The sequence below is a fragment of the Lysobacterales bacterium genome (assembly GCA_019634735.1).
Classification (GTDB): Bacteria; Pseudomonadota; Gammaproteobacteria; order Xanthomonadales; family UBA2363; genus Pseudofulvimonas.
The window spans coordinates 88391-114770 of record JAHCAT010000013.1 but is presented as its reverse complement, the minus strand read 5'-3'; the positions used below and the strand labels follow the sequence as shown (position 1 = coordinate 114770).

Here is a 26380-nt window from a genome sequence, read left to right as displayed (position 1 = left end):
GCGCGGCGGCAGGCCGAGCTGACCGGTCGCCCTGGCACTTGCCATCCCGCCCAGACTGTGCATACTGTGCATACCTAACAGGCACAGTGACCCCGTGGACCCCCGTTTCTTCCTCTCCGCCAGCGATCCGCGGCCGATGTACCAGCAGATCGTCGACCAGGTCACCGCCAAGGTGATGGCCGGCGACTGGCCGGCCGGCCAGGCGCTGCCGTCGATCCGCGAGCTGGCCGCCGCCAGCGGCACCAGCGTGATCACGGTGCGCCGCGCCTACGAGGAGCTGGAGCGGGCCGGGGTGATCAGTACCCGGCAGGGCAAGGGCTCGGTGGTCGCCGAGCGCAGCGACCTGCCGGTGGCCCTGATGCACGAGGAACTGCAGCGCCAGCTCGACGCGCTGCTGGCCTGCGCCGCCCGCCTGGGCATGTCGCGCGCGCAGGTGCTCGCCCGGGTCGCCCGGGCCCTCGATTCCGCACCGGGCAGCGTGCCCGGCTCCGCCCCACCGCCAGGATCCAAGCCATGAGCCTCGCGTTCTCCCTGTCCGGCATCGGCAAGCGCTATCCGCACTTCGCCCTGCGCGACGTCAGCCTCGACCTGCCGGAGGGCCAGGTGATGGGCCTGGTCGGCGTCAACGGCGCCGGCAAGACCACCCTGCTGCGCATGCTCACCGGGCTGGCCGCGCCGGATGCCGGTGAAGTCGTCGTGCTGGGCCATCGAATGCCGGAAGGGCAGGTGGCGGCCCGGCGCGAGATCGGCTTCGCCTCCGAGGACATGCGCCTTTACCGCAGCCAGACGCTGCGCTGGCACATGGACCTGATCGCCGCCATCTACCCCGGCTGGCGCGAGGACTACGCGGCCGAACTGGTGCAGCGCTTCGACCTGCGCCCGCAGCAGGTGCTGGACGGCTACTCGCACGGCCAGCGCGTCAAGGCGCTGCTGCTGCTGTGCCTGGCGCGCCGGCCACGCCTGCTGCTGCTCGACGAGCCGACCACCGGCCTGGACCCGGTCGCCCGCCTGGAGGTGCTCGAGGCGCTCGCCGAGGTGTTGCGCGACGAACGGCGCAGCGTGCTGTTCTCCTCGCACAACACCCACGATGTCGAACAGCTCGCCGATGCCATCGCCTTCGTGCACGAGGGGCGGCTGGTCGCCTGTGCCGACCGCCATGCCTTTCTGGAACGCTGGCGCCGGGTGCTCTGCCAGGGCGTCCTGCCGACGGGGCTCGAAGCCTGGCCGGAGGTCGCCGTGGCCCGCGCCAACGGCAGCCTGGTCGAGCTGAAGGTGCGCGACTGGCATGCCGACCTGCCCGCGCGCCTGGCCGCCCAGGGCCTGGCCGTGCAGCGCGACGACCCGATGAGCCTGGAAGACATCTTCGTATCCGCCGTCCGCACAGGAGCCGTGGCATGAGCCTCAACATCCCCGTGATCCGGCTGCTGGTCGCCAAGGACTGGCAGCTGTTCCGCAAGCAGCTGGCGATCTATGTGCTGGCCGGCATCGTCGCGCTGTGCTTCCTGGGCGTGGCCCGGCCCTGGGCCTTCTATGTCGGCTCGCTGATGCTGATCATCGTGCTGGTCTCGGCGGCCTGCTTTTCGATCTCCACCTCGCTGGTGGTCGAGCGCAAGGAGCAGACCCTGGCCTTCGTGATGAGCCTGCCGGTGTCGCCGGCCGACTTCACGGCGGCCAAGCTGGCCGGCAACCTGCTCACCTTCCTGGTGCCCTTCCTCGTGCTGCTGGCCGGCACCCTGGGCCTGGTGCTGTTCACGCCGCTGCCCGACGGCCTGTTCGTCTATGCACTGCTGATCTTCGCCTGGCTGCTGTTCGCCTTCGCGGTGTCCTGGGCGGTGGCGATGTCGGTGCAGTCCGAAGGCTGGGCGACGTTCGGGATGATCGCCTCGATGGTGCTGATCAACCCCTACATCATGGCGCTGTCGCAGATCCCGGCGATCAACGACCGGGTGCGCGAGGACGCCGTGGTCTGGACCGCGCCGGCGGTGGCGATCCTGGCCAGCCTGGCGGTGCTGGCGCTGGCGATCATCGCCGCCACCACCTGGCATCACGCGCGCAAGCCGGCGTTCTACTGACAGGTCGCCACTCGCACGACTGCCGGCACCGCCGCCAAACGCGCATCGCCAGGCCGCGCCTCCCGCCCAGGCGCGTCCGACCCTGCGACGGCTCCGCACTTCGCCCCTCCCGGCCCTGCGGTGGCACCGCACTTCTCCCCTCCGGGCCGTGCGGCGGCACCGCACTTCTCCCCTCCGGGCCGTGCGGCGGCCCCGCACTTCTCCCCTCCGGGCCGTGCGGCGGCACCGCACTTCTCCCCTCCCCCGCCTGCGGGGGAGGGGCGGGGGAGAGGGCAGCCGGGCCAGCGCGCGCGCCAGGAGCGGCCACGAGGCGGATCAGGGCAAGTGCCGCCCCTCCCCCGGCCCCTCTCCCTGGGGGAGAGGGGAGCAGATCGCGCTGCGCCCGATGGTCTCCCGCAAGGAGAGGGGAGCCGATTGCACTGCGCTCGATGGGTGCCGATACACCGCCCCGCCTTGCCCAGTGTCCCTACCTGTCCCGGGCCACGCGCGCCGGGACGCCACGCTGACCAGGATTGCCGCGGAGCCCCGACCATGACCCACCTCGACACGTCCGACCGGTTGCACTACATGGACCACCTGCGCGCGCTCGCCATGCTGGCCGGCGTGCTGTTCCACGCGGCCCTGGCCTACAGCCCGCTGATGCACGGCTTCTGGCCGCTGGCCGACCGCCAGGCCAGCGCCGGCGTCGATGCCGTCGTCTGGGGCCTGCACCTGGTGCGCATGCCGCTGTTCTTCCTGGTCGCCGGCTTCTTCGCCGCCTGGATCCTCGCCCGGCGCGGCGGCGCGGCGCTGGCGCGCCAGCGGGTGCGGCGCATCCTGGTGCCGTTCCTGGTCGCCTGGCCGCTGGTCTGGTGGTCGCTGTCGGCCAGCACCGAATGGGCGGCGGCGAACGTGCAGCATCCCTCGCCGCTGCTCGCCATGATCGGCCCGTGGTTGCTGATGGCCGATGTCCCGCGTCCGCCGCCGGGCACCGCGCACCTGTGGTTCCTGTACTACCTGCTGCTGTTCGGCGTGCTGCACTGGGCCCTGCGCACGCTAAGCCTGGGCCGGATCGGCGCATGGCTGGTCGCTCGGCACCCGGCCTGGCTGCTGCTCGGAATGCCGCTGCTCCTGGTCCCGGCGCTGGCCTTCGTGAGCGCGCCGCACCCGGCGCCCGAGAGCCTGGTGCCGCAGTTCTGGGCGATCGCCTTCTATGGCGGCTTCTACGCCTGGGGCGCCCAGCTCCACGGACGGCCCGTCTGGCTCGACCGCTGCAGTCCGCTGGCGCCCTGGTTGCTGGTGGGCAGCATCGCCTTCTACCTCGCCTTCCTCTGGCGTCTGTCCGCCGAGCCGCCCGGCCCGGCCCACCCGACCGCGTCGTGGGTCGTTGCCGCGCTGGAAGCCTGCCTGGCGGTGTGGCTGACCGTGCTGTGCCTGCTCGCCGGCCGGCGCTGGCTGGACCGTCCGAACACCGTGCTGCGCTACCTGGCCCAGGGCGCCTACTGGACCTACCTGTTGCACCTGCCGGTGCTGTTCGCCCTGCAGTATCTGCTGATGGACCTGGCCTGGCCCTGGCCGCTCAAGTACCTTGCCGCGGTCACCGGCACCTTGACCGTCTGCCTGCTCGGCTACCAGGGGCTGGTACGGCATAGCCGGCTGCGGCGCTTCGTGGGCTGACTTTGCCGGTGCACATGCATCCTCCTGCCCATCCCTTCAAGGCCACTGCCATGCTCCGACTCGCGTTGCTCGCCCTGCTCGCCGTTTCCTCCGCCGCCAGCGCAGTCGTGATCCGGCACGATGTCGAGGATGCCGCGTACCGGATCCCAGCCGCGGAGTTCCCGGCCCTGGTCGACATGCCCGGAGAGGGGCAGGGCGTGCTGATCGCCCCGCAGTGGGTGCTGACCGCTGCCCACACGATCGCCCATCCCGCCACGCTGGGCCATGTCGAACTCAACGGCAGGCGCCGGGCGGTGGACCGCGTGGTCGTGCACCCAGGCTACGCGACGCCGCCGCAGTCGATGATCGACCAGGCCCTGGCCAGCGGCGAGGGCGTCCTGCTGGTGGCGTTCCTGGCCACCACCGACGACCTGGCCCTGGTCAGCCTGGTCGAACCGGTCGATGACGTCGAGCCGGTGGGCCTGTACCGCGGTCGCGACGAACACGGCCAGACCGTGCGGATCATCGGCAAGGGCGCCACCGGCGACGGTGCCACCGGCCACGACCGCAGGGGACCGAACCGCACGCAGTTGCGGCGCGCCTACAACACCGTAAGCAGTGCCCACGAGCGCTGGTTCTGTTACGTGTTCGACGCGCCCCCGGCCGGTCTGCCACTTGAAGGCACAACCGGCAACGGCGACAGCGGCGGTCCGGTCCTGATCCAGGCAGGCGGGCAGTGGCAGCTGGCCGGCCTGGCGGCCTGGAAGTTCGTGCCGGGCGATATCCGCACAGCCCGCCCGGGACGCTACGGCCAGACCTCCTGCAACGTGCGACTGGGCCACTATCTGGCGTGGATCGACCTCATGACGGGCGCGGCGCCGGCAGACGAGGACTGAGGGGGGCTGGCGGCATCGCGCCGCCGTGCAACCTGGCCAGAACCCTCGCGGCCGCGCCCTCCGGGCGACTGGTCGTGTCGACCGCGCCCGCACCGCAGGGAAGCGCGGCAGCCTCCCTGGCGCTTTCCGTGCCTGCCGCTCCTGCGCTCAGCCGCCCTCGAAACCGTCGGTGAACAGGACGTCGTGATCGGAGGCATGGATTTCTACGGCGCCGCGATCGCAGTCGCCGCCAGGCGATTCCGGACGCGTCAGGTCGCGCTGGTCACGGCTGGCGCAGAAGCCGAACACGCCGCCATCGATCGCCGGGCTGCCGGGGCGCGGGCGCATCGTCGGCGTCGGGCCGCCGTTGTCGGCCAATGCGTCGAGTTCCGGATCGGTGTTGACCAGGTCGGTCGGCTCGTTGAACAGGCAGGACGCGTCGGAGGACAGGTTGCCGCCGCTGGAACCGGTGACGTTGGCGCAGTTGGCGGGTGAGCCGCCGGCCGTCGTGTTGTCGGCCAGGATGTTGTTGGCCATCGTCGTGAAGTTGCCGCCGATGCGGGCCAGTCCGGCGCCACTGTCGGCGATGTTGTCGACCAGGGTGACGTGCGAAATCGCGGCCAGGCCGCCGGACACGTAGATGCCACCGCCGCCGGTCGTGGCGGTGTTGCCGACCACCGTGCTGTTCTCCACTTCCAGTTCGCCGGCATTGTCCAGGTAGATGCCGCCACCAAACTGGGCGCTGTTGAGCGCGAACGTCGACCGCTTCAGTTCGTGGCCGGCGCCGCGGACGAAGACGCCGCCGCCGAATGGCGCTTCGTTGCCGCGCACCAGGGTGTCGGACATCTGCAGCGGGCCATAGGCCGCGATAGCGCCACCCTCGGAATCGGAGCGGTTGTTCTCGAACACGCAGCGCTGGACGTCAAGGCTGGAGTTGGCAAGCACGAGTACCGAGCCACCGGATTCCGCATGTCCGTTGCGCAGGCTCAAATCCTGGAGCTGGTAGACCGATCCGACCGGTCCACCCAGGCGAAAGTGGCGCTGGCCGGCATCGGCATCGATGACCAGCAGGTGGCTGCCGGGGCCGAACACCCCGACCGATTCGCTCAGCACCGGCAGCGGACTTTCCAGCACGATCGTTCCGGTCGCCTGGATCTCGATCACATCGGCGCCGGCAGCGCCGTTGGCCAGCACTATCGCTTCGCGCAGGCTGCCCGGCCCCGCGTCGGCGGTGCTGGTGACGACGAAGGTCGCGGCTGTCGCCGGCAGGGCGGCAGTGACGAGCAGGGCCGCCAGCAGCGACGGGGCAAGCAAGGACGGGGTGTGCGTGGGCTGCGACATGGAGTGGCTTCTGGTGGCGTTGCAGCCGACGCCGCAAGCCCTGTGCCAAGCGCCCTGGCAGCGCGAAAGAGGTCTCCAGAGCGCTGCGGCGCCCCGCCTCGACGGAGCTGGCGGGTGCCGAAGTTGCAGGATCAGGAAGTCATCGTCCCGGGATCGGGAAAGGGCCGGCCCCGAATGGACCCGAAGGCCCAGGAACAGCTCACGTTGCGGGAAAGCGATCCTGGCCGCGTACGATCGTTCCGTTCGACCGTTCGGTCCCTGGTTCGGCCCGGCTGGCCCCGGCCCCGTTCCCGCGTCCTGATTGGCGTCGTCTCTCAGCCCCTGCCAAGCGTTGCCGCCCGTGCGACGGAACCGCACTTCTCCCCTCCCCCGCCTGCGGGGGAGGGGCGGGGGAGAGGGCCGCCCGGGCCAGCGCACGCCGCCGGGCCGGCAACGATGCAGATCATGGCCAGCCCCGACCCTCTCCCCCCGGCCCCTCTCCCACAGGGAGAGGGGAGCACAGCGCGCTCTGCTCACTGAACACCGGGTCCTGGCCCTTGGCCCCCGATCCTGAGCTGCGACACAGCGCCACTCAGGTCCCGGCGTGGGAGAAATCCGCCACTGCTTCCTCCCATCAGGAATCGACCAGGGACATTCGGGCACCCATGAGCGCAGGTGACATACAAAAGGCAGGCTCGCTGGCGATCCTTGCCGCGATCGTTTCGGCGATCGTCGGACTCGGAACGCTCTGGAACGACCACCGCTACAAGCAGACGCTCAGTCTCCTGGACGGCGTGAAGGCCGAGGTGGAGCGCACGCGGGCCGAGATCGCCGTGGCAACCCAGCAGCTCGAAGAGCGGCGCCACCAGTACGCCACCCTCAAGGAGGTCTACTCGGAGGTGCTGGAGGCGATGCGCGACACATCGACTTCGGGACCGCAGCGGCGGGAGCTGACGCTGGTCCTGGTCGAGGTGATGACCGCCGAGCCGGCCAGGGAGCGCATGCGTGCCCTGCTCATGGCCAGTGGCGATCAGGCCATCGTTGCCCAGGTCAATGCCCTGAGCGCGTTCGACGCAAGTCAGAAGGTCGTCTCGGAGGAGGCGTTCAACCGGGCCCGGGCGGCGCCGGCATCGTCGGCCCGTGGCCGGCTGGCGGATATCGACCTGGATGTCTTCTGGTGCGTGGGTTCGGGCGCAGTGGCAAGTGCGCAGGCCGAGATCGTAGCTGCCGCCTTGCGCAGGGAAACGAGTGGCCGCGTCCGGGTTCGTGAGTTGCCGGCACTGGTCAATGCCCACCCCGGGTACCGCAAGCACGGCTACTCCGCGACCTTCAATTTCGATCACCCGGAGTTCGAATACGCACCCGCAGTCACGGCGATCGCCGAGGAGGCGTCGGGCGTGGCCTTCGAGCAGCGCGCCAGCAGCCAGCTCACGCCGTGGTACGTCAGCCTCTTCCTGTGTCCGACCGCCGGATAGGTGGCAGCCACCACGAAGGCGGGCAGGTTCCACCGCCAGCTGCGCAAGACTTGTGCGGCGATGCGCGCATGCCATGTCGGCGCGACGCCGCAGTTCGCTGGATCGTCTCCCGGGACCGGCCGGCCTTTCGCTGCGATGCGGGCGCGGCGACGCCGGCAGCGCCAGCCACCGGCCAGCAAGACAGTCGGATCTATTTCCTGCCGGCTGAACGCCGACCTTGACCCCCTCCGGAGTGGAGGGCCTTTGTCGTGCGCTGCAACACCTCCTGCATCCGCGGCACCAGCTCCTGGCCTTCCACGACCTCGACGTCGCGACCCAGCATCACCACCTGGGCGAGCAGGGCGTCCGGGGAATCGGCGCCCATGCGCAGCAGGCTGTGGGTGTCGGTTTCCGGTTCCAGCACGCCGCACCAGACCGGCAGGGACGCCTGCAGGTCGGCGACGCTGCCCGGAAGGCGCAGGGTGATGCGGCAGGAAAAGGGCGTGTAGGCGATGCCGCGCTCCAGGCGCGCCATGACGTCAGGCGGCACCGGGCGCGGTGCGAACTGCGCGCCGATGCGCGGTCGGCCGTCCAGGCGGTCGACCCGGAAGCTGCGCCAGTCGTCGCGGTCGGTGTCCCAGGCGATCAGGTACCAGCGGCGGCCGTAGTTGGCCAGGCGCAGCGGTTGCACGCTGCGCCGGCTGGCCTCGCCCTGGTGGTTGCGATAGCCGAAGTGCAGGCTGCAGCAGTCGCGGCAGGCGGTGGCCAGTACGCTGAGCAGGTTGGCGTCGACCAGCGGCGAGCCGGTGCGCAGCGACAGCGTGACCGCGTGCAGGGCCGAGGCGCGGCGACGCAGGCGCGTGGGCATCAGTTGCTCGAGCTTGGCCATCAGCTGCAGCGCCGTGGCCTCGATGCCACCGACCTCGGCACTGGCGGCGCGCAGGGCGAGCGCCAGCGCCACGGCTTCCTCGTCGTCCAGCACCAGCGGCGGCAATGCCGCGCCGCGGCCCAGCGCGTAGCCGCCGCCGACGCCGGACGAGGCCTCGACCGGATAGCCCAGCTCGCGCAGCCGCTCGATGTCGCGGCGGACCGTGCGGGCATCGACGCCCAGGCGCTCGGCCAGCGCCTGGCCGGGCCAGTGCCGCCGCGATTGCAGCAGGCTGGCCAGGCGCAGCAGGCGGGCGGAGGTGGAAAGCACGCGGCCAGCCTATCGAGGACAGAAACTGTCCGCAATGTCGGCTACCTTGTCTGCACGCCGCATCCCTCCCGTTCCCACCCTCCAGGAGTCGCCATGGACATGCCCGCCATCACCCTGTTTCACAACCCCAGGTCGCGCTCGGCCGGCAGTCGCGTCCTGCTCGAGGCACTGGGCGTGCCCTACCAGGTGAAGGTCCTCGACTTCGCCAGGGGCGAGAACCGCAGCCCGGACTTCCTGGCGCTCAATCCGCTGGGCAAGCTGCCGACCCTGGTGCACGGCGAGGCGGTGATCACCGAACAGGTCGCCATCACGATCTACCTGGCCGATCGCTTCCCGGAGGCCCGCCTGGCACCCGCGTTCGACGACCCGGCGCGCGGCCCCTACCTGCGCTGGCTGGCCTTCTACGGGGCCTGCTTCGAGCCGGCCGTGGTCGACCATGCCTTCAAGCGCGAGCCGCTGGACCCGGCCACCTCGCCCTACCGCGACTACGACACCGTGATCGACACCCTGGTGGCCCAGCTGTCCCGGGCCGACTACCTGCTGGGCGACACGCTGACTGCCGCCGACCTGCTCTGGGGCACCGCCCTGGCCTGGACCACGGAATTCGGCATCGTCCCCAGGCTGCCGGCCATCACCGCCTACATCGAGCGCGTCGCCGCGCATCCGGCCGTGGTGCGGGCGAGAGAGCTGGATGCCGCGCTGGCGGCAAGTATGGAAGGCGCGGGGTGAGTCGATCGGCCAGCTGCCGTCCTGAGGCTGGCTGTGACCCAGGGAACCGAACCTGGCGCCGTCCAGTTGCAGACTGTTCGGCTGCGGCCTGAGCTAACGTTGCAGCCATGATGAACAGAGGATTGCTGGTCTCGGCTGCCGGTGCCCTGGTGCTTTCGGCGTCCGGGCTCTTTTTCCTGTGGCCGGCAGGGGAGCTAGTGCTGGCATTGCGCGATCCTGCACTGGGCGGTCCGGCGCCGGCCGGGCAGGCGGCCCGATGGCACCGTGCCCTGTCGCCGGCGTTCGCGAACTGGGCGGAGGATCGGTTGTCCCGGAAGCAGGCGACGATGCTTTCGATCCACGACATCAGCGGCACGGAATGGCCGCTGTTCTCGGCGATGTACTACCTACGCGCAACCGACAACCTCCAGGTTGCCTGGCTGGAGAAGTCGGAGGGCGATCCGCCAGCGCAATATGCGCGGGCCGCGGTCAATGCGGCTGCTGCCCTGTTGGCCGATCAGGCCCAGGCGCACTGGGTGAAGCTGCATTGGGGGGCGGACCGCTATCTCCGCCAGGAAAACGTGTTCTATCGGATGCTGTTGATCGACGGCCTCGCGAGCCAATGGCGGATCCTGGGATCCTCGCCACACGGGCAACTGCTTCACGACCAGGTCACCGGTCTCGCTGCCGAGCTCGCCGCTGCCGAGACCGGACTTTTGGCGGATTACCCCGGACAGACCTTTCCCGCCGATGTGGCTGCGGCATGGCACGCCATCCTGCGCGCCGATCCGCTGCTGGGCACCGATCATCGCGAACAGGTTCGCGAAGGCATGCGGGGATTCATAGGGGCGATGGCGCCCAGCGGTGACCTTCCACCCTATGCGTGGTTCGGAGATGCACCAGCGCGGCCGACCACCGTCCGCGGATCGGCGAACTCCTGGTTGCTGCATCACGCGCCGTTCCTCTGGCCGGGCCAGGCCCAAACATGGATGTCGGCGCACGAGCGCGAGCACTGGCAGGCGGACCGCTGGCTGAGCGGATTCCGGGAGTTCCGTTCCGGCGATCCATCGACCGAAGAGGGCGACATCGACTCCGGGCCGATACTTCTGGGCCGTGGAACCGCGGCTTCTGCCTTCGGAATTGGCGCAGCCCGGAGCTCAGGTCGCGGCGACCTGGCACGTCCTCTGGCGCTGCAAGCGGTCGCCGCGGCCTGGCCGCTTCCGAATGGGCGCCTCCTGGTCCCCTGGTTGCTGTCGGACCGAAGGCATGCGGCGCTGCTGGGCGAGTCAGCGATGCTCTACAACTTCACCCAACCCGCAGCGACCGGCATCGCGACCGTGCAGCCGGGGCTGGCTGGCGCGACGCCCAGGGTGGTTTGGCTGGTGCTTGCCCTGCAGGTTCTGGTGGGCCTGGCGTTCCTGGTCGCCGCGGCTCGCGCTCTACGTCGCGCCGATGCAGCGCGGTCTCGGGGCCGCCGATGAACCTGCTCATCAACATCGACGTCGACGACCTGCCGCGCGCCGAGCGCTTCTACACCGCCGCGTTCGGCCTGCGGCCGGGGCGGCGCTTCGGTGACGACGCGCTGGAACTGCTGGGCGGCCCGGCGCCGGTCTACCTGCTGGCCAAGGCTGCCGGCTCGGCGGCCGTGCCGGAGGGTGGTGCGATGCGCGACTACGCCCGGCACTGGACACCCGTGCACCTGGACATCGCGGTCGAGGATCTGGATGCGGCCCTGGCCCGCGCACTGGCTGCGGGCGCCCGCCTGGAGCGGCCGGTGGCGGAGCAACGCTGGGGGCGCCTGGCCCTGCTGGCCGATCCGTTCGGCCATGGTTTCTGTCTGATCCAGTTCCTGGGTCGGGGCTACGACGAAATCGCGGGCTGAGCGCCTGCCAAACGGCAGACCAGGTGGGGTCTCTGGCGATCAGCGACCAGCGAGCAGCACCGGACGACCGGCGACCGGCGACCGGCGCCAAGAGGCGCCAGCGGCGGCGGCAGTGGCGTGGCCGGCACCGCGTCCCACAGCCAAGCGCCATGCGTGCGAACATGGTCTTCGCCCATGGACAGACAGCCGCCCAGGCCGCCGCCCGAGCCGAGCCCGCAGATGCGGCGGCTGGCGGCGTCGATCGCACGCTCCACCGAAGTGGCGCGGACCCTGCCGGGCCGCCTGTCGCGCAGCCTGGCCCCGACCCGCGAGGGCCGCAAGCGGCGCCTGGCCAACCTGGCCTTGCTGGGGCTCGCCCTGGTGCCGTTCGTGATCGCCTGGGCCACGCTGCATGGCCGCGGTGGGCAGGGCGAATGGCAGGTCGTCCAGGAACTCGCTCCGCCCTGGACGCTGGCCACCGCGGACCCGGCGCCGGCCCCGTTGGGTCTGCTCGGCGCACGGGTACGCTTCGACCGCCACCGGGTGCAGGCACCGAGCCCGCTCGGCTGCCGGCGCGCGAGCTATCAATGGCTGCAGCAGCCGCGCGCCGCGGCGGTGCTGGTTGCGCTGCCGGACTCGCCGGCGGCACAGGCCGAGTCCCGCGCCGCCGCGCTGGGGCTGCCTGCCCAGGTCACCACCTTGCGCGTGGACTGCGGTGAGGCGCGCTTCGACTATCACCGGGTGGGCGACGAGCTGCTGGCGGTGGTCGGCGGCCGCCTGCTGCGGCTGGGTCCCTGAGGCCGAACATCGGTAGCGGGGTGCGCCGCCGGCTGGCCCTGCCGCGAGGGGGTTGGCGGATCCTGAGGGCGGCGTATACTCCTTCGCATCGTGGAGACCCGGGGTGCGCGGCGCGAACCAGGGTGCCGGAACCCCGATCCCACCGCCCCGGATGGAGCGGCGCGACGCATGGTGAGACGGCGGTTCGGCGAGTTGCTGGAGTCGATGCCCGACGGGATCGTGATGGTCGACCGGCAGGGCCTTGTGGTGTTCGCCAACGGTCTGGCCGAGCGCCAGTTCGGCTACGACCGCGGCGAGCTCGACGGCCGGCCGGTCGAGATGCTGCTCCCCGAGCGCTTCCGCACCCTTCATGCCGGACACCGCGCCGGGTACTTCGATCTGCCGCACTCGCGCACCATGGGCGCTGGCCAGTCCCTGCAGGGGCTGCGCAAGGACGGCAGCGAATTCCCGGTGGAGGTCAGTCTCAGCCCGGTCCATCTGGACGGTGAGGTGCTGGCGCTGAGCGCGATCCGCGATGTCGGCGAGCGCCGCAAGGCCGAGCAGAAGTTCCGTGGCCTGCTGGAGTCCGCGCCGGACGCCATCGTCATCGTCGACCGCGACGGCCGCATCGTGATCGTCAACGGCCAGACCGAGGCGCTGTTCGGCTATGCGCGCGACGAACTGGTCGGCCGACCGGTCGAGGTGCTGCTGCCCGCACGCTTCCGCGACGGCCATCCGCCGCATCGCCAGCGCTTCCTGGACAACCCCCGGGTGCGGCCGATGGGCGCCGGACTGGAGCTCTACGGCCAGCGCAAGGACGGCACCGAATTCCCGGTCGAGATCAGCCTCAGCCCACTGGAGACCGAGGACGGCACGCTGGTTTCCGGCGCGGTGCGCGACATCACCGAGCGCAAGCGCATCGAGCAGCGCCTGCAGCAGGCCAATCGGATGAAGAGCGAGTTCCTGGCCAGCATGTCGCACGAGCTGCGCACGCCGCTGAACGGCATCATCGGCTTTTCCGAGCTGCTGGTCGACGAAAAGGCCGGTCCCCTGACGCCTCGCCAGAAGGACTTCCTGGACGACATCCTGAAGAGCGGCCAGCACCTGCTGCACCTGATCAACGACCTGCTCGACCTGTCCAAGATCGAGGCCGGAAAGCTCGAGCTGTTTCCCCAGGATTTCGACCTCGGCGCGGCGGTCGCCGACGTGGCCGCGGTGGTCGCGCCGATGACGCAGGAGAAGGGCATCGCCGTGGCGGTGCAGATCGATCCTTCGCTGGGCACCGTGCACCTGGACCTTCACAAGTTCAAGCGCATGCTGCACAACCTGCTGTCCAACGCCGCCAAATTCACCGACGCCGGTGGCCGCATCGAGGTGCGGGCGCAGCGACTGCCGGGCGGGCGCCTGCGCCTGGCGGTGCGCGATACCGGGATCGGCATCGCCGAACAGGATATCGACCGCCTGTTCGTGGACTTCCAGCAGCTCGACACCGGCGCCGCGCGGCGCTACCAGGGGACCGGGCTGGGCCTGGCCCTGACCCGCCGCCTGGTCGAGTTCCAGGGCGGCACCATCGGTGTGGCCAGCACCCTGGGCCAGGGCAGCGTGTTCACCGTCGAGCTTCCGCTGTCCGTGGAGGTCACATCGGGCGGAGGCGGTGGCTGATGTCCCTCACCGTCCTGATCGTCGACGACAACGCCATCAACCTGAAGCTGGCCCGGCAGGTGCTGGAGCTGGCGGGCCACCAGGTGCTGACCGCGGTCGATGCCGGACAGGCGCAGGAGGTCCTGGCGAGCAGCCGGCCCGACCTCGTGCTCATGGACATTTCCCTGCCCGGGATGGATGGCCTGAGTCTGGTGCGGCTGTTGCGCGGCGACGCCCGCCATGCCGGGTTGCGCATCGTCGCACTCTCGGCGCTGGCCATGAAGGAGGACGTCGCCCGCGCCCTGGATGCCGGCTGCGACGGCTTCCTCAGCAAGCCGATCGACACCCGCCGGTTCGCCGACGACGTGGCGGCCTTCGCGGCACCACAGGAGGTGCCATGAAGCTGCTCATCGTCGACGACAGCGACATCAACCTGCGCCTGCTGCGCGCGCAGCTCGAAGGCGAGGATGTCGAAGTGGTCGAGGCGGAGCACGGCATCGCGGCCCTGCGCGCGCTGGACGCCGGGCCCGTCGACGGAGTGATCTCCGACATCCTGATGCCGCAGATGGACGGCTTCCGCTTGTGCCTGGAGGTGCGTCGCGACCCACGCTGGCAATCGCTGCCCTTCGTCCTGTACACCAGCACCTACAACTCCCCCGCCGACCGCAGCCTGGCCGAAAGTGCCGGTGCGGACGCCTACATCCACAAGCCGGCGCCGGTGGCCCGCCTGCTGGCGGCCATCGCCGCGGCCGGCCAGCGCGGCCGGGCGGTGGTCGGCAACCTGCCGCCCGAGGTCCAGGCGCCGGTGATGCAGCAGTACAGCGAGACCCTGATCCGCAAGCTGGAGGCGAAGAGCCAGGAGCTGGAACAGGCTTACGCCGGGATGCTGCACGTGGAGGCCCGCCTGTCGGGGCTGGTCGAGACGGCGATGGATGCCATCGTCGCCCTCGACGAATCGCACCGGGTGGTGCTTTTCAACGCGGCGGCCGCCGAGATGTTCCGGTGCCCGCCCGAGCAGGCGTTGGGCAGGCCGGTCACCGATTTCATGCCGCCGCGTTTCCGCGCGGCGCATCCGGGCCATCTGGACGCCTTCGTGCGCGATCCCACGCCGGGTCGGCGCATGGGCGGTCGCTGGGTCTGGGCGCTGCGCAGCGACGGCAGCGAGTTCCCGGTCGAGGCCTCGTTCTCCAAGCTGCAGACCTCCCAGGGCCGCCTGTTCACCGCCTTCCTGCGCGACATCAGCGAACGCCTGAAGGCCGAGCAGGCGCTGGTCAGCAGCGAGGCGGGCTTGCGCCGGGCGCAGGGCCTGGCCCATCTGGCCCACGTCATCAGCGGTTCTGATGGCGCCTTCCTGAGCTGGTCGGAGAGCATGCCTACCCTGCTGGGCGTCGCGCCCACCGACGTGCCGCGCGACGTCCGCCAATGGCTGGCCCTGGTCCATCCCGACGATCGCGAGGGCTACCGTCGGGCCATCCAGGGCTATGCGAACGGCAATCGCAATGCCGAGTTCGAGTTCCGGATGCGGCGCGGCGGGGACTGGGCCGACATGCGCCAGGTCACCGAACCGCTTCCTATCGACGGCGGCGACGGACCGACCCGCTGGTTCCACACCTTGCAGGACGTGACCGACCAGAAGCGCGCCGAGCGCCGCTTCCGCAACCTCAACCGCGTCCACTCGGTGCTGAGCGGCATCAACACCCTCATCGTGCGGATGCCGCCGCGCGAGGACCTGTTCCGTGAATCGTGCCGGATCGCCGTCGAGGTCGGCGGATTCGCCAAGGCCTGGGTGTGCGCGGTCGGCGAGGGTCCGCAGCCGTTGGAGGTCTGCGCCGCGCGCGGCGAGGACGGCGCCTATTTCCCCCGCCTGCAACTCGCGATCAATGCCGATTTCGAGGAAGGCCAGGGCCTGATCGCCGAAGCGCTGCGCGAGGGCTCACCGGTGGTGGTCGACGAGGCGCGCGACGACCCGCGCATCGGCCGCCGTCACCGCGAACTCATCACGCGCTCGCGCTCGCTGGCGGTGCTGCCCCTGCACAGCGGTGGCCGGGTGGTCGCCCTGCTGGTGCTGAGCTCGGACCAGCCAGGCTACTTCGACACCCAGGAGATGAAGCTGCTGCTCGACCTGGCCAGCGACATCTCGCTGGCGCTCGAGCACCTGAGCAAGGCCGAGCACATCGAGTTCCTGGCCAACTACGACCCGCTCACCGGACTGGCCAATCGCAGCCTGTTCACCGAGCGCGTCGGTCAGCGCCTGGAGAACGGTCTGGCCGAGGGCGAGACCCTGGCCGTTGTGTTCTTCGACCTGGAGCGGTTCCGCCGCATCAACGACACCGTCGGCCGCGGCGCGGGCGACGAACTGCTGCGCCAGGTGGCCGTGAGGCTGCGCGACACCCGCGCGTCGGCGGCACGGATCGGCATCGACGTGTTCGCGCTACTGCTGGCGGTGGAGGATTCCGTTGAGGGTGTGGCGCGCTGGATCGAGGCCGTCCTGGGGCAGTGCTTCAAGGCACCGTTCCTGGTCGCCGGCGAGGAACTGCGCATCGGCTGCCGGGCCGGCGTCGCGGTGCACCCCGGCGATGGCGATGATGCCGAGGCGCTGCTGGGCAACGCCGAGGCGGCCCTGCGTGGCGCCAAGCAGGCGATGGTGCCCAGCCTGTTCTATTCCCCGGCGTTGAACGCCCGGGCCGCAGAGGCGCTGGCCCTGGAAAGCCGGTTGCGCCGCGCCCTGGAACGCGAGGAGTTCGTGCTGCATTACCAGCCCAAGGTGCGTCTGGACGATGGCCGGGTGACCGGGCTGGAGGCGCTGATCCGCTGGCAGGACCCGGAACTTGGGCTGGTCCCGCCGGGCCGGTTCATCCCGATTCTGGAAGAGACCGGCCTGATCGGCGCGGTCGGCCGCTGGGCGCTGCAACGGGCGCTGGCCGACCAGGCCCGCTGGCGACAGGCCGGCCTTGCTCCGCCGCGGGTGGCGGTGAACGTGTCGGCCCTGCAGTTCAACGATCCCGGCTTCGCGCAACTGGTCATCGACCTGGTGGCGGGCGCCCCGGCGGCCGAGCTGGAGCTGGAGCTCACCGAGTCGCTGATCATGGCCGACGTCGGACGCAGCGTGCAGACGCTGGGCAGGATCCGGGAGGCCGGCGTACACCTGTCGATCGACGACTTCGGCACCGGTTACTGCTCGTTGTCCTATATCGCCCGGTTGCCGGTGAACGCGCTGAAGATCGACCGGGCCTTCGTCAACGACATGGGCGCCGGGCCCGAGGGCGTCGCCATCGTCACGACGATCCTTGCGCTGGCCCAGGCGCTGCGGCTGCAGGTGATCGCCGAGGGTGTCGAGACGCTCGAACAGTCGCGAATGCTTCTGCGGCTTGGCTGCGAGCAGGCGCAGGGCTTCCTGTACCTGCGGCCGGTGCCGCCGGACCAGATCGGACCGGTGCTGCATGCGGGTCGGTTGCTTCCGCGCGAGGCGGGCGCGGGATAAGCCCCCGGATCGGCGCGGAGGCCGCCCGGCACCGCGTCGACTGCGGCGACCGTCGCTTCGGCTACCACCAGACAGGAGACGGCCTTCTGGTGCTGGTCGAGGGGCGCCTGTTGCGCCTGGCCCCGCCCTGACGCGTGCGTCGGCAGTCGCGAGCGCGCCGCGACGTTGCGCCAGCAGCGCCCTTGCCCGGCAGCGGTGCCCGCGTGGAGGCCGGCGTCCCTGAGTCGGGGGTGCCCGGGCGTGCGCTTGGTTTCCAAGGCTGGGTCGCGCTGTGCCGAGCGGCCATGGGCATTGGCCCGACCGGTCCGGCGGTGCACCTGCGCAGTGTGCCGGGCGTGACGGTCCGGACGGCGGCATGTCCGTTGCCTGGCGCCGGGCCTTGGCGGCGCCTGACCCGTGTGCCCGCCATCGTGCTGAGCGAAGGCGCCTGCGCGTGGCGCCACGGGTCCAGGAGTCATCGCGTCGCGGATCGCCTTGTGCATCCATCCCCCCGTCGGCGCGTGGGGCGAGGGTCCAGGCCGGGCCGCCGGCAACGGGACGGTGGCGCGCCAACGCAGGCCAGCCCCGGAAGGCCGCCCCGTACGCAATCGGTGCTTGACGGCATCTTCCATCCCGGTAGGCTGCGCGAAAAGGCACGTTGCCACGAAACGAACAGGTGGGAATCCCATGCCGACCGGCGACCCGAATGCCCAGCCTGTGGCTCCTGCCTCCCGACCCGGCTCAGGGCGCCCGGTGCCCAGGCATGCCGCGCATCGATGGACGATGCTCCTGGGGCTGGTCCTGCTTCCCGGCTGGGCCGGCGCCGACGTGTTCACGGTCGGTGCGGGCGGCAGTCACGCCAGCATCCAGTCCGCCATCAATGCGGCGCTGGCGCTCAATGGCGGCAACCACGAGATCCGGATCAGGCAGGGCGTCTACTTCGAGCGCCCGGTGGTGACGCTCCCCCTGGGCACCATCGAGTTGAGTGGTGGGTGGCATCCCGGTTTCGCCCAGCGCACCGTCGATCCCGCCAACACCCAGCTGGTTGCGCTCGCCGCGGGCCGCGCGTTGGAGGCGGTGCTGAGCGGGTCGTCGCGCCTGACCGTATCCGGCATGTCCATCACCGGGGGGTTCCTCGAGGACGCGACGGGCGCGGGGGTTGGGCTGCTGGCGCAGCAAACCGCATCGGCCGAGTTCCTGGACGTGCGGGTCGCCCTGAACCAGGTCCGACTGACCGGCGGCTCAGGAACCAATGCCGGCGTCGGATTCTTCGCGGCCCTGGTCGAAAACGCGCGGCTGACCATCGAGCGGGCCCACTTCGAGGAGAACAACGTCACCGCCGATTCGCAACCGGCCCACGGCGCGGTCTACCTGTCCTTGCGGTTCGGCTCCCGAGTGGACCTTCGCGACTCGGTGTTCGCACGCAACCGGGTCGCGCCCGGCGGCGCGAACAGAACGCTGGCCCTGCAGGCCTATGCCCTGAACGCTCGCCTGGGCATCGAAGGGAACCGTTTCGAGGACAATGTCGACGCCACGTCCCAGCAGACCGTTGTCGATCTTCAGGTGCACGGCAACTCCGAAATCGCCTTTGAGCGCAATCGGCTTTCGGACAATGGCCAGGCCCTGCAGCTTCGTGCGGTCGTCAGCGATGTCCAGAGCGTGCCGATGCGAATCGTGGGCAACCTGATAACCGGTGGCGGCACCGGCCTGGTCGTGGCGGGCGCCGGGGCGACCCCGCCACGGGTCGGTTGGAACACAATCACCGGCCACAGCGGATTCGGCATAGGTCCGTCCAGCTTCATTCATTGGCACAACAACATCATCGTCCGGAACGGGACCGATGCGGCACCGACGCCACCGTTTCCGGACACCAATCTGACGGATATTGACCCGGGCTTCGTGGCCTACTCTCGTGGCGATCACCGGTTGCGGTCCGGCTCGCTGGGCCACGACGCCGGCACGCCGATCATCGGATGGGCCGCGCCGACCATCGACCTGGACGGCGTGCCGCGCGCCTCGGGCCTCGAGGTCGATATCGGCGCCTTCGAGCACGACGAGGACCGCCTGCTGTTCGCCGGCTTCGAAGACTGAGTGCAGGGGTCGTTGCCGTGCTGGCCCGGTCCGGCGGATCGGATGGCGGCGATCGCGACGGTCACCTGGCGGTGGCCGGTGTCCGGCATTGCCAGCTTGCCGGGCCTCGGTCGCGCCGTCCCCTCGATGAGCCGGTGAGACGTTCGCGCCAGGTCTTGGCGGAGGACGGATCGACACCGCAGATGAAGCTCGGGACTCGGGATTCGGGACTCGGGACTCGGGGTGCCCGATTTGGAACGCGCTGTGCTCCCCTCTCCCCCGCCCCTCCCCCGCAGGCGGGGGAGGGGAGAAGTGCGGTGCCGTCGCACTGGCGAAACGCCGCCTGGCAGAGGGCTGGGACACGACGCCAATCAGGTCGCATGGCGAGGGAGGGGCGACGTGCGGCGCCGTCGCACTGGCGGCGGGCGCCTCCCAGGGGGTCGGCACGGCCGTCGCGCTGAGGTACGACTCCCGACAGGCGTACTGAGCAGGGAATGTCTTCCGGGCCATATGCCCCGTAGCTTGCGTGCGCAGCCGGGTGGGAGGCTGGTTCCGCATGCGCGTGTGTGTGCACGGGTGCGCTACCCGATCCGGCCCCCCGGTCCCTTCCCGAAGGGAAGGGGAGAGGCAGTCCTTGCCGGCGACTGCGCCCGGCTCGCGACGTGGCCTCCATTCGGATGTGATTGAGCAGGGAAACGAAAAGAGATACACATCACAGCTTCCAGTAAAACGTTACCGATTCCTTCCCAGACGATCCCGGATTCTTCCTCGCTTTCGGGACGCCGCGTGGGAATGCTGGCGATGCTGCACCGCCGATGCGGGCCCGGTCTTCGGCACGGCCCAGGACCCGCATCTCCCAGTCACGCCATGCACCAACCACAGGAGGTCGAATCATGAAGAACCTGCTCGCATCCACCCTCGTCGCCGGTCTGCTCGCGCTGGGTTCCGCCCCGGGCGCAGCCCAGGCCCAGGGCAATCCGCTCGATCACGTCGGCATCGAACACAACGTCTACCTGGCCTGCCTGATGCACAACGGCGCCACCCAGGGTGTGCAGCCCCTGGTCGCCGTGGTGAACATCTGCGGGTTCGATCCCGGCATGTCGACCGCGGCGTTCGTCGAGCGCTACGAGGACTTCGCGCAGATCGATCCCTACGCCGGCGCGGTGCAGGGCATGCTTCCCTATCGCGAAGCCTTCACCGATGCCGAGTTCGCCTGGTTCGCACAGATCGACAATGTGCTTGAGACGGCCCCGGACTTCGCCACGGCGGATGCCGCCTTCGCGCAGCTCGAGGCCGCCGCGGTCGCACAGCTGCGTCTCGGCACGCCGCCCCAGCAGTCGATCCTCGCCGGGCTCAGCGTCGCCCGCCATTCGCTGCGCTTCTGGAGCGCGCGCGAGCGCACCAGCGGCTCCGGCACGGACGACAGCGCGGCGTCGAGCCTCAGGCTGCGCCCGATCTGGAAGGTGCTGCTGGTGGTGGGCGCCGATCTGGTCGGTGGCGCCGGCGGCACGCTGATCGGCGGACCGGGGCTGGGCGGCGTCCTTGGCGCCGCCTCGTCGGGAGGCGCGGCCGACGTGCTTTCGCCCTGATCCGCTGCGGGACCACGGCGCGCGGCGTGCACGGCCGCTGCGCGCCGTGGTGTGCGGGCAGCCGGGTTGGTCTGCCCGACATACAGCGTCGACTGCCGGACCTGGCAGTCCTTTGGAAAGCCGCCCACGCTGGCCTCGCGGCTCGTCCGTCCGGCCTGGGTCCGAACCGGCTTCGTGGGCGGCCCGGTCACCGGGCGGCCCTCGAGGGCGACAGCCGGCAGGTCGTCGCCTTGCAGGGTGCCGGGGTCGGGCCTGTCCACCGCAGGCGCCGCCATTGCGGCGCCAAACCCGGAACGATCATGGGGACGCTACTGCGGCCTCATGAAAAACCCGGACCAACCCCTGGCGGCGATGCCGTGCGCGAGCCTCGGGCCGGACAGGCGCAGCCCGTTACGGTGCAACCGCCAGCTGGTTGAGCAGGAAGGCGAACTGCTCGGCGGTCTCGTGGAAGCGCTGGAATCGGCCGCTGCGGCCGCCGTGGCCGGCCTCCATCTGGGTGCGGAATACCACCAGGTTGTCGTCGGTCTTGCGCGCGCGCAGGCGGGCGACATACTTGGCCGGCTCCCAGTACTGCACCTGGCTGTCCCACAGGCCGGTGCCGATGAACATGGCCGGGTAGGCCTTGGCCTCGAGCTGATCGTACGGGGAGTAGGCCAGCATGGTTCGGTAGAACTCGGGGTCCTCGGGGTTGCCCCACTCGTCGTATTCGTTGGTGGTCAGCGGGATGCTGGCGTCCAGCATGGTGGTGACCACGTCCACGAACGGCACCAACGACACCAGCACCCGGTAGCGCTCCGGCGCCAGGTTGGCGATGGCGCCCATCAGCAGGCCGCCGGCGCTGCCGCCCAGGGCGGCGACGCGCTGCGGGTGGGCATAGCCCTCCTTCACCAGGAAATCGGTGACGTCGACGAAGTCGGTGAAGGTGTTCATCTTGCTGTGCAGCTTGCCGTCCTCATACCACTGGCGGCCCATTTCCTGGCCACCGCGCACATGGGCGATGGCGTAGACCATGCCGCGGTCGAGCAGGCTGACGGCGTTGGCGTTGAAGCGCGGATCTGAGCTCGACCCGTAGGATCCGTAACCGTACTGAAGCAGGGCCGCGCTGCCGTCGATCGGCAGGCCCTTGCGGTGCACCACCGAGACCGGGATGCGCGTGCCGTCGCGGGCCGGCGCCCACAGGCGGTGGGTTTCGTAGGCGGCCTTGTCGAAGCCGCCCAGCACCGGCTGTTCCTTCAGCAGACGGCGCTCGCCGGTAGCCACGTTCAGCTCGTAGGTGGTGGCGGGCGTGGTCAGCGAGGTGTAGGTGTAGCGCAGCCAGTCGGTGCCGGGCTCGGCATTGCCGGACAGGCCCATGGTGTAGGCACTCTCGTCGGCAGCCACGTGGTCGGCATTGCGGCCCTCGCGCAGCAGGCGGATGCGGGTCAGGCCGCCGGAGCGCTCGCCCACGGCAAGGAATCCGTCGAACAGCTGCACGTCGCTGATGAAGACCTCGGGGTCGTGCGGCAGCAGGTCGGTCCACCGGCTGCGATCGTCCCAGGCGTCCTCGGGCGCGCTCATCAGCTTGAAGTTCTGGGCGTTCCAGTCGGTGCGGATCACCCAGCGACCGTGCAGATGGTCGGCGCCGTACTTGAAATCGCGCTCCCGTTGGGCCAGTACCCGGAATTCGCCGGGCGCGGCGGCCGGTGTGCATCGCTGCTCGTTCGAGACGGTGCTGGCCAGGTAGATGCAGATGTACTGCTCGGAGCGGGTCAGGCCGATGCCCATGTAGAAGCTGTCGTCGCTCTCCTCGTAGACCACGGGGTCCTGGGCCGGATCGCTGCCAAGGCGGTGCGCCTTCACCCGCCGGGTCAGAAGGGTGACCGGATCGTTCTCGACGTAATAGATCGTGCTGCCGTCTGCCGACCAGGCGGCGCCGGCGGACAGGCCGCCGATCGCAACGGGCAGCGTTTCGCCCGTGCCCAGGTCCTTGACGCGCAGCGTGTACTGGCGGCGCCCGACGCTGTCCTCGAAATAGGCGATGCGCTTCTGGTCGGGGCTCAGCTCCCAGGTGGCGACCTGGTAGAAGCTCATGCCCTGCGCCATCGCGTTGACGTCCAGCATGATCTCTTCGGGCGCCTCCATGGTGCCCTTGCGGCGGACATGGATGGGGTACTCCTTGCCCTCCTCGAAACGGGTCTGGTACCAGTAGTCCTTGAAGCGGTAGGGCACCGAGCTGTCGTCCTGCTTGATGCGGCCGACCAGCTCGTCGTACAGGCGCTGCCGGAGCGGCTGCAGCGGCGCCATCACGGCATCGGTGTAGGCGTTCTCGGCCTCGAGGTAAGCCAGCATGGCCGGGTCGGCACGGCTGTCGTCGCGCAGCCAGTAGTACTCGTCCTCGCGGCTCGCGCCGTGCGGCGCGGCGACCGTGTGCGGCCGGACCTCGGCCACCGGCGGTGCCGGCAGGCCGGGCTCGGCGGCGGTCAGCGGCGCGACGGCCGCCACCGTGGCCGCTGCCGACGGGTCACCCTGGGCGGCGGTGTCGGGCTTGCCGCAGGCGGCCAGCAGGACCAATGCCAGGGCAGGTGCCAGCAGGCGCAAAGAGGTCGGGGCGAGCAGGGTCATCGGGGGGCTCCGTAGGGGCAGTGCAGCCGTCGCGGGCGGTCCGTTCCGGGGTCCGGAACCGCCGCCGGGCGCGGGCAGGGGGGGCGACATTGAAGCACGGCCCGGGGTGCGGCCAGTTGTCGCAGGGCGCACCTGGCGCGGCGTCCACCGCATCATGAAGGCAGGAAGGGTCTTCCCGGACTGCGGGCCAGCGGGGAGACGGCCGTTCTCTGCGCGCCGCGAGGCGGCGTAGACTGCCGCCATGTCCCCGCCGGTCCTGCTCCTGCACGGCATCTGGATGCGCGGCTTCACGCTGGCGCTGCTGGCGCGGCGGCTGCGCGCCCGCGGCCATCCGGTGGCCTGCCTCGACTACGCCAGCGTGGCCGGCTCCCCGATGCGGGCACTGGACCGCATCGCCCGGCGTCTGGCGACCCTGGCGGATGGCAGCGCGGTGCACCTGGTCGGCCACAGCCTGGGCGGCCTGCTGGCGGTGCAGGCGGCATGCCGGGACGGCTTGCCAGCGGGCAGCCGGGTCCTGTGCCTGGGCACGCCGCTGGCCGGCAGCGCGGTGGCGCGCGCCCTGGCCGCGCGCCGTTCCCTGCGCTGGAGCCTGGGCGGCGCCCGCGATCTGCTGTGCCGGGGCGCAGAGGGGCTGCCCGGGCAGGTGCCGGTGGCCATGGTCGCCGGTTCCCTGCCGATGGGATTCGGTGCCCTGGTGCCAGGCCTGACTGGACCGCACGACGGCACCGTGGCGGTGGCCGAGACCCGGCACCCTGGCCTGGCCGGCCATGTCGTGCTGCGCACCAGCCACAGCGGCCTGCTGCTGTCGCCGCAGGTGGCCGGGCTGGCCTCGACCTGGCTGGCCGGGCAGGCCCTGCCAACGGCCCCGCTCGACGGTCTGGCTTCCGGCCTCGGTTAGAATCGCGCGGTTAACAGGCTGTTGAAAACAGCCTGCTGGCTGCGGCCATGGATGGCCGCTCGGCGAAGCGGCCGCGTAAGCAGTTGATTCGACGGGAGCGCGTCCGGACCTGCGCCGGACGGGCGAGAAGAACGACCAGCACGGCCGTTTTTCAACAAGAAATGTTCAGCCACCATCGCAACAGGAGCCGCAGCGACCATGGCAGGTCATTCCAAGTGGGCCAACATCCAGCACCGCAAGGGCAAGCAGGACGCCCTGCGCGGCGCCCAGTTCACCAAGCTGGTGCGCGAGATCCATGTCGCCGCCCGCATGGGTGGCGGCGACCCGGCGATGAATCCGCGCCTGCGCCTGGCCATGGACAAGGCCACTGCGGCGTCGATGCCCAAGGACAACATCGAGCGCGCCATCAAGAAGGCGACCGGCGAGCTGGAGGGCGTCAGCTACGAGGAGATCCGCTTCGAGGGCTATGCACCGGGCGGCGTCGCCGTGATCGTCGACTGCCTGACCGACAACCGCAACCGCACCGTGGCCGACGTCCGCCACGCCTTCAGCAAGCACGGCGGCAACCTCGGCACTGACGGCTCGGTGGCCTTCATGTTCCGCAAGCTGGGCGTGCTGTCGTTCGCCCCCGGCTGCTCGGAGGATGCGGTGATGGAAGCGGCCCTGGATGCCGGCGCCGACGATGTCGTGGTGTTCCCCGATGACGGTTCGATCGAGGTGCTGACCCAGCCGGAGACCTTCGAGGCGGTGCGCGACGCCATGACTGCGGCCGGCCAGAAGCCCGACGAGGCCGAGGTCACCCTGCGTGCCGACAACGACGTCGCGGTCGAGGGCGACAACGCCAAGGCGGTCGCCAAGATGCTGGATCGCCTCGAGTCCCTGGACGATGTCCAGGAGGTCTATTCGAATGCCGACCTGGCGGCGGATGCGTATGAGTAGAGCCGGGACTCGGGACTCTTGGAGCGGGGACCGGGGACCGGGGACCGGGGACCAGGGACCAGGGACCGGGGACCAGGGACCGGGGACCAGGGACCGGGGACCGGGGACCAGGGACCAGGGACCGGGGACCAGGGACCAGGGACCAGGGACCAGGGACCAGGGACCAGGGACCGGGGAGTCGAGGACCAGGGAGTCAGGGCAAGGGAGTCAGGGCAAGGGAGTCAGGGCAAGGGACACGAGTCCCGGGGCGGGGGCCAGGAGCAGGACGGGGTGAGGGAATGGGGGTGAGAAGGCGATCCGGGCAGGTGGCAGGCGTCGGGAAACCCTCTCGGGCAGGCGATCCGGCGGAACCGGCGGTGCTGGGCGACGATGTCGGGGTATCTTCGGCTGCTTTGCCGGTCCCCGGTCCCCGGTCCCCGGTCCCCGACAGGGGCACCCCGGCGGGGCGCACAGGCGCAACGCGCATCATGGGCATCGATCCCGGCAGCCAGCGCACCGGTATCGGTGTGATCGACGTCGACGCCGCCGGGCGCAGCACGCATGTCCACCACCAGACCATCGGCCTGCTCGACAACGAGACCTTCGCCGACCGCCTGCGTCAGGTGCTGGACGATGTCGGTGCCGCCATCGACCGCTGGCAGCCGCAGCAGGTCGCCATCGAGAAGGTGTTCGTGAAAGGCAACAACGCGGAGTCGGCGCTGAAGCTGGGCCAGGCGCGCGGCGCGGCGATCTGCGCCGTGGTGCTGCGCGACCTTGCCGTGCACGAGTATGCCGCGGGCGAGGTCAAGCAGGCCGTGGTCGGTCGGGGCGCTGCGGCCAAGGGTCAGGTGCAGCACATGGTCGCCATGCTGCTCGGGCTGTCCGGGCCGCTGCAGGCCGACGCCGCCGATGCCCTGGCGATCGCCCTTACCCACGCCCATACCCGCGCCACCCTGGGCCGCACCGGCCTGGCACGCAGCAGCTGGCGGCGCGGCCGCTGAGCGGCGACGACCGGCCGCCCTTTTCGGGCGCCCACCCGACCGGTGCGCACTGTGGCCGCGACGACGTGTCGCCGGTCCGACCCGGCGCCGTGGCGGAGGCCACTCGCGCCATCCAGGCCTTGGCCCGGACATTTCACGACGCCGCTACTGCGGCCGCCGATCTTCGCGCCGTGGCGCGGTCTGCTCCCGTTGGCCGGTTCGACGTGGTGTCGGCTACACCTTCATTGTGCAACGGTCCGCTGCCCGCACCACGATGCGATCCCGACGGTCTGGCTACGCGTCCTCACGAAATGTCCGGGTTA

Annotated in this window: 21 protein-coding genes; 18 read left to right on the top strand and 3 right to left on the bottom strand. The window is 70.5% G+C overall.

The genetic code is table 11. The features are described from left to right. The first annotated feature begins 136 nt into the window (after nt 1-136). The 5 genes from KF823_12835 to KF823_12815 all read left to right on the top strand — a co-directional run bounded on the left by KF823_12835 (nt 137) and on the right by KF823_12815 (nt 4603). Complete coding sequence (locus KF823_12835) at nt 137-517, top strand: GntR family transcriptional regulator (GenBank protein ID MBX3726789.1); 381 nt, start codon at nt 137-139, stop codon at nt 515-517. Beyond that, nucleotides 514-1398, top strand: coding sequence for an ABC transporter ATP-binding protein (locus KF823_12830; GenBank protein ID MBX3726788.1), 885 nt, complete (start codon nt 514-516; stop codon nt 1396-1398). The genes KF823_12835 and KF823_12830 overlap by 4 nt, the downstream gene beginning before the upstream one ends. Beyond that, the gene (locus KF823_12825; protein MBX3726787.1) at nt 1395-2072 is read left to right on the top strand and encodes an ABC-2 transporter permease; all 678 of its coding nucleotides are present in this window, start codon (nt 1395-1397) and stop codon (nt 2070-2072) included. Before KF823_12830 ends, KF823_12825 begins: the two co-directional genes overlap by 4 nt. A 531-nt stretch (nt 2073-2603) precedes the next feature. Next, on the top strand, nt 2604-3728 hold the full coding sequence (locus KF823_12820) for an acyltransferase family protein (protein ID MBX3726786.1): 1125 nt from the start codon (nt 2604-2606) through the stop codon (nt 3726-3728). Between the two features lie 50 nt (nt 3729-3778). Further along, a complete protein-coding gene (locus tag KF823_12815) occupies nt 3779-4603 on the top strand; it encodes a trypsin-like serine protease (GenBank protein MBX3726785.1) in 825 nt (274 codons plus the stop codon). A 147-nt stretch (nt 4604-4750) separates the two neighbouring features. Here the strand turns inward: KF823_12815 and KF823_12810 are convergent, their stop codons facing one another. Next, nucleotides 4751-5923 (bottom strand): right-handed parallel beta-helix repeat-containing protein, encoded by a 1173-nt coding sequence (locus KF823_12810; GenBank protein MBX3726784.1) that lies wholly within the window; start codon nt 5921-5923, stop codon nt 4751-4753. A 644-nt stretch (nt 5924-6567) separates the two neighbouring features. On the opposite strand from KF823_12810, the gene KF823_12805 reads away from it, so the two are divergent. After that, nucleotides 6568-7377, top strand: coding sequence for a hypothetical protein (locus KF823_12805; GenBank protein MBX3726783.1), 810 nt, complete (start codon nt 6568-6570; stop codon nt 7375-7377). Nucleotides 7378-7567: 190 nt separating this feature from the next. Here KF823_12805 and KF823_12800 read toward each other — a convergent pair whose 3' ends face one another. Then, a complete protein-coding gene (locus tag KF823_12800) occupies nt 7568-8554 on the bottom strand; it encodes a transcriptional regulator (GenBank protein ID MBX3726782.1) in 987 nt (328 codons plus the stop codon). A gap of 93 nt (nt 8555-8647) precedes the next feature. On the opposite strand from KF823_12800, the gene KF823_12795 reads away from it, so the two are divergent. From KF823_12795 to KF823_12755, 9 genes are all read left to right on the top strand, one after another. Then, the gene (locus KF823_12795; GenBank protein ID MBX3726781.1) at nt 8648-9283 is read left to right on the top strand and encodes a glutathione S-transferase family protein; all 636 of its coding nucleotides are present in this window, start codon (nt 8648-8650) and stop codon (nt 9281-9283) included. Between the two features lie 107 nt (nt 9284-9390). Then, on the top strand, nt 9391-10743 hold the full coding sequence (locus tag KF823_12790) for a hypothetical protein (protein ID MBX3726780.1): 1353 nt from the start codon (nt 9391-9393) through the stop codon (nt 10741-10743). Continuing rightward, nucleotides 10740-11144, top strand: coding sequence for a VOC family protein (locus KF823_12785; GenBank protein ID MBX3726779.1), 405 nt, complete (start codon nt 10740-10742; stop codon nt 11142-11144). Before KF823_12790 ends, KF823_12785 begins: the two co-directional genes overlap by 4 nt. A gap of 174 nt (nt 11145-11318) precedes the next feature. Beyond that, nucleotides 11319-11921, top strand: coding sequence for a hypothetical protein (locus tag KF823_12780; protein ID MBX3726778.1), 603 nt, complete (start codon nt 11319-11321; stop codon nt 11919-11921). 168 nt (nt 11922-12089) lie between these two features. After that, nucleotides 12090-13562, top strand: coding sequence for a PAS domain S-box protein (locus tag KF823_12775; GenBank protein MBX3726777.1), 1473 nt, complete (start codon nt 12090-12092; stop codon nt 13560-13562). Continuing rightward, nucleotides 13562-13942, top strand: a complete 381-nt coding sequence (locus KF823_12770) for a response regulator (GenBank protein ID MBX3726776.1) — start codon at nt 13562-13564, stop codon at nt 13940-13942. The genes KF823_12775 and KF823_12770 overlap by 1 nt, the downstream gene beginning before the upstream one ends. Next, complete coding sequence (locus KF823_12765; GenBank protein MBX3726775.1) at nt 13939-17022, top strand: EAL domain-containing protein; 3084 nt, start codon at nt 13939-13941, stop codon at nt 17020-17022. Before KF823_12770 ends, KF823_12765 begins: the two co-directional genes overlap by 4 nt. Nucleotides 17023-17784: 762 nt before the next feature. Next, nucleotides 17785-19092, top strand: coding sequence for a hypothetical protein (locus KF823_12760; protein ID MBX3726774.1), 1308 nt, complete (start codon nt 17785-17787; stop codon nt 19090-19092). A gap of 872 nt (nt 19093-19964) precedes the next feature. After that, on the top strand, nt 19965-20660 hold the full coding sequence (locus KF823_12755; GenBank protein MBX3726773.1) for a hypothetical protein: 696 nt from the start codon (nt 19965-19967) through the stop codon (nt 20658-20660). A 390-nt stretch (nt 20661-21050) separates the two neighbouring features. Here the strand turns inward: KF823_12755 and KF823_12750 are convergent, their stop codons facing one another. Then, the gene (locus KF823_12750) at nt 21051-23261 is read right to left on the bottom strand and encodes a S9 family peptidase (protein ID MBX3726772.1); all 2211 of its coding nucleotides are present in this window, start codon (nt 23259-23261) and stop codon (nt 21051-21053) included. A gap of 241 nt (nt 23262-23502) precedes the next feature. Here KF823_12750 and KF823_12745 point away from each other — a divergent pair, with 241 nt between their 5' ends. From KF823_12745 to ruvC, 3 genes are all read left to right on the top strand, one after another. After that, complete coding sequence (locus KF823_12745) at nt 23503-24159, top strand: alpha/beta hydrolase (protein ID MBX3726771.1); 657 nt, start codon at nt 23503-23505, stop codon at nt 24157-24159. 198 nt (nt 24160-24357) lie between these two features. Further along, a complete protein-coding gene (locus tag KF823_12740; GenBank protein MBX3726770.1) occupies nt 24358-25098 on the top strand; it encodes a YebC/PmpR family DNA-binding transcriptional regulator in 741 nt (246 codons plus the stop codon). A 467-nt stretch (nt 25099-25565) separates the two neighbouring features. Next, on the top strand, nt 25566-26078 hold the full coding sequence (gene ruvC / locus KF823_12735; GenBank protein ID MBX3726769.1) for a crossover junction endodeoxyribonuclease RuvC: 513 nt from the start codon (nt 25566-25568) through the stop codon (nt 26076-26078). The last annotated feature ends 302 nt before the right edge of the window (nt 26079-26380 follow it).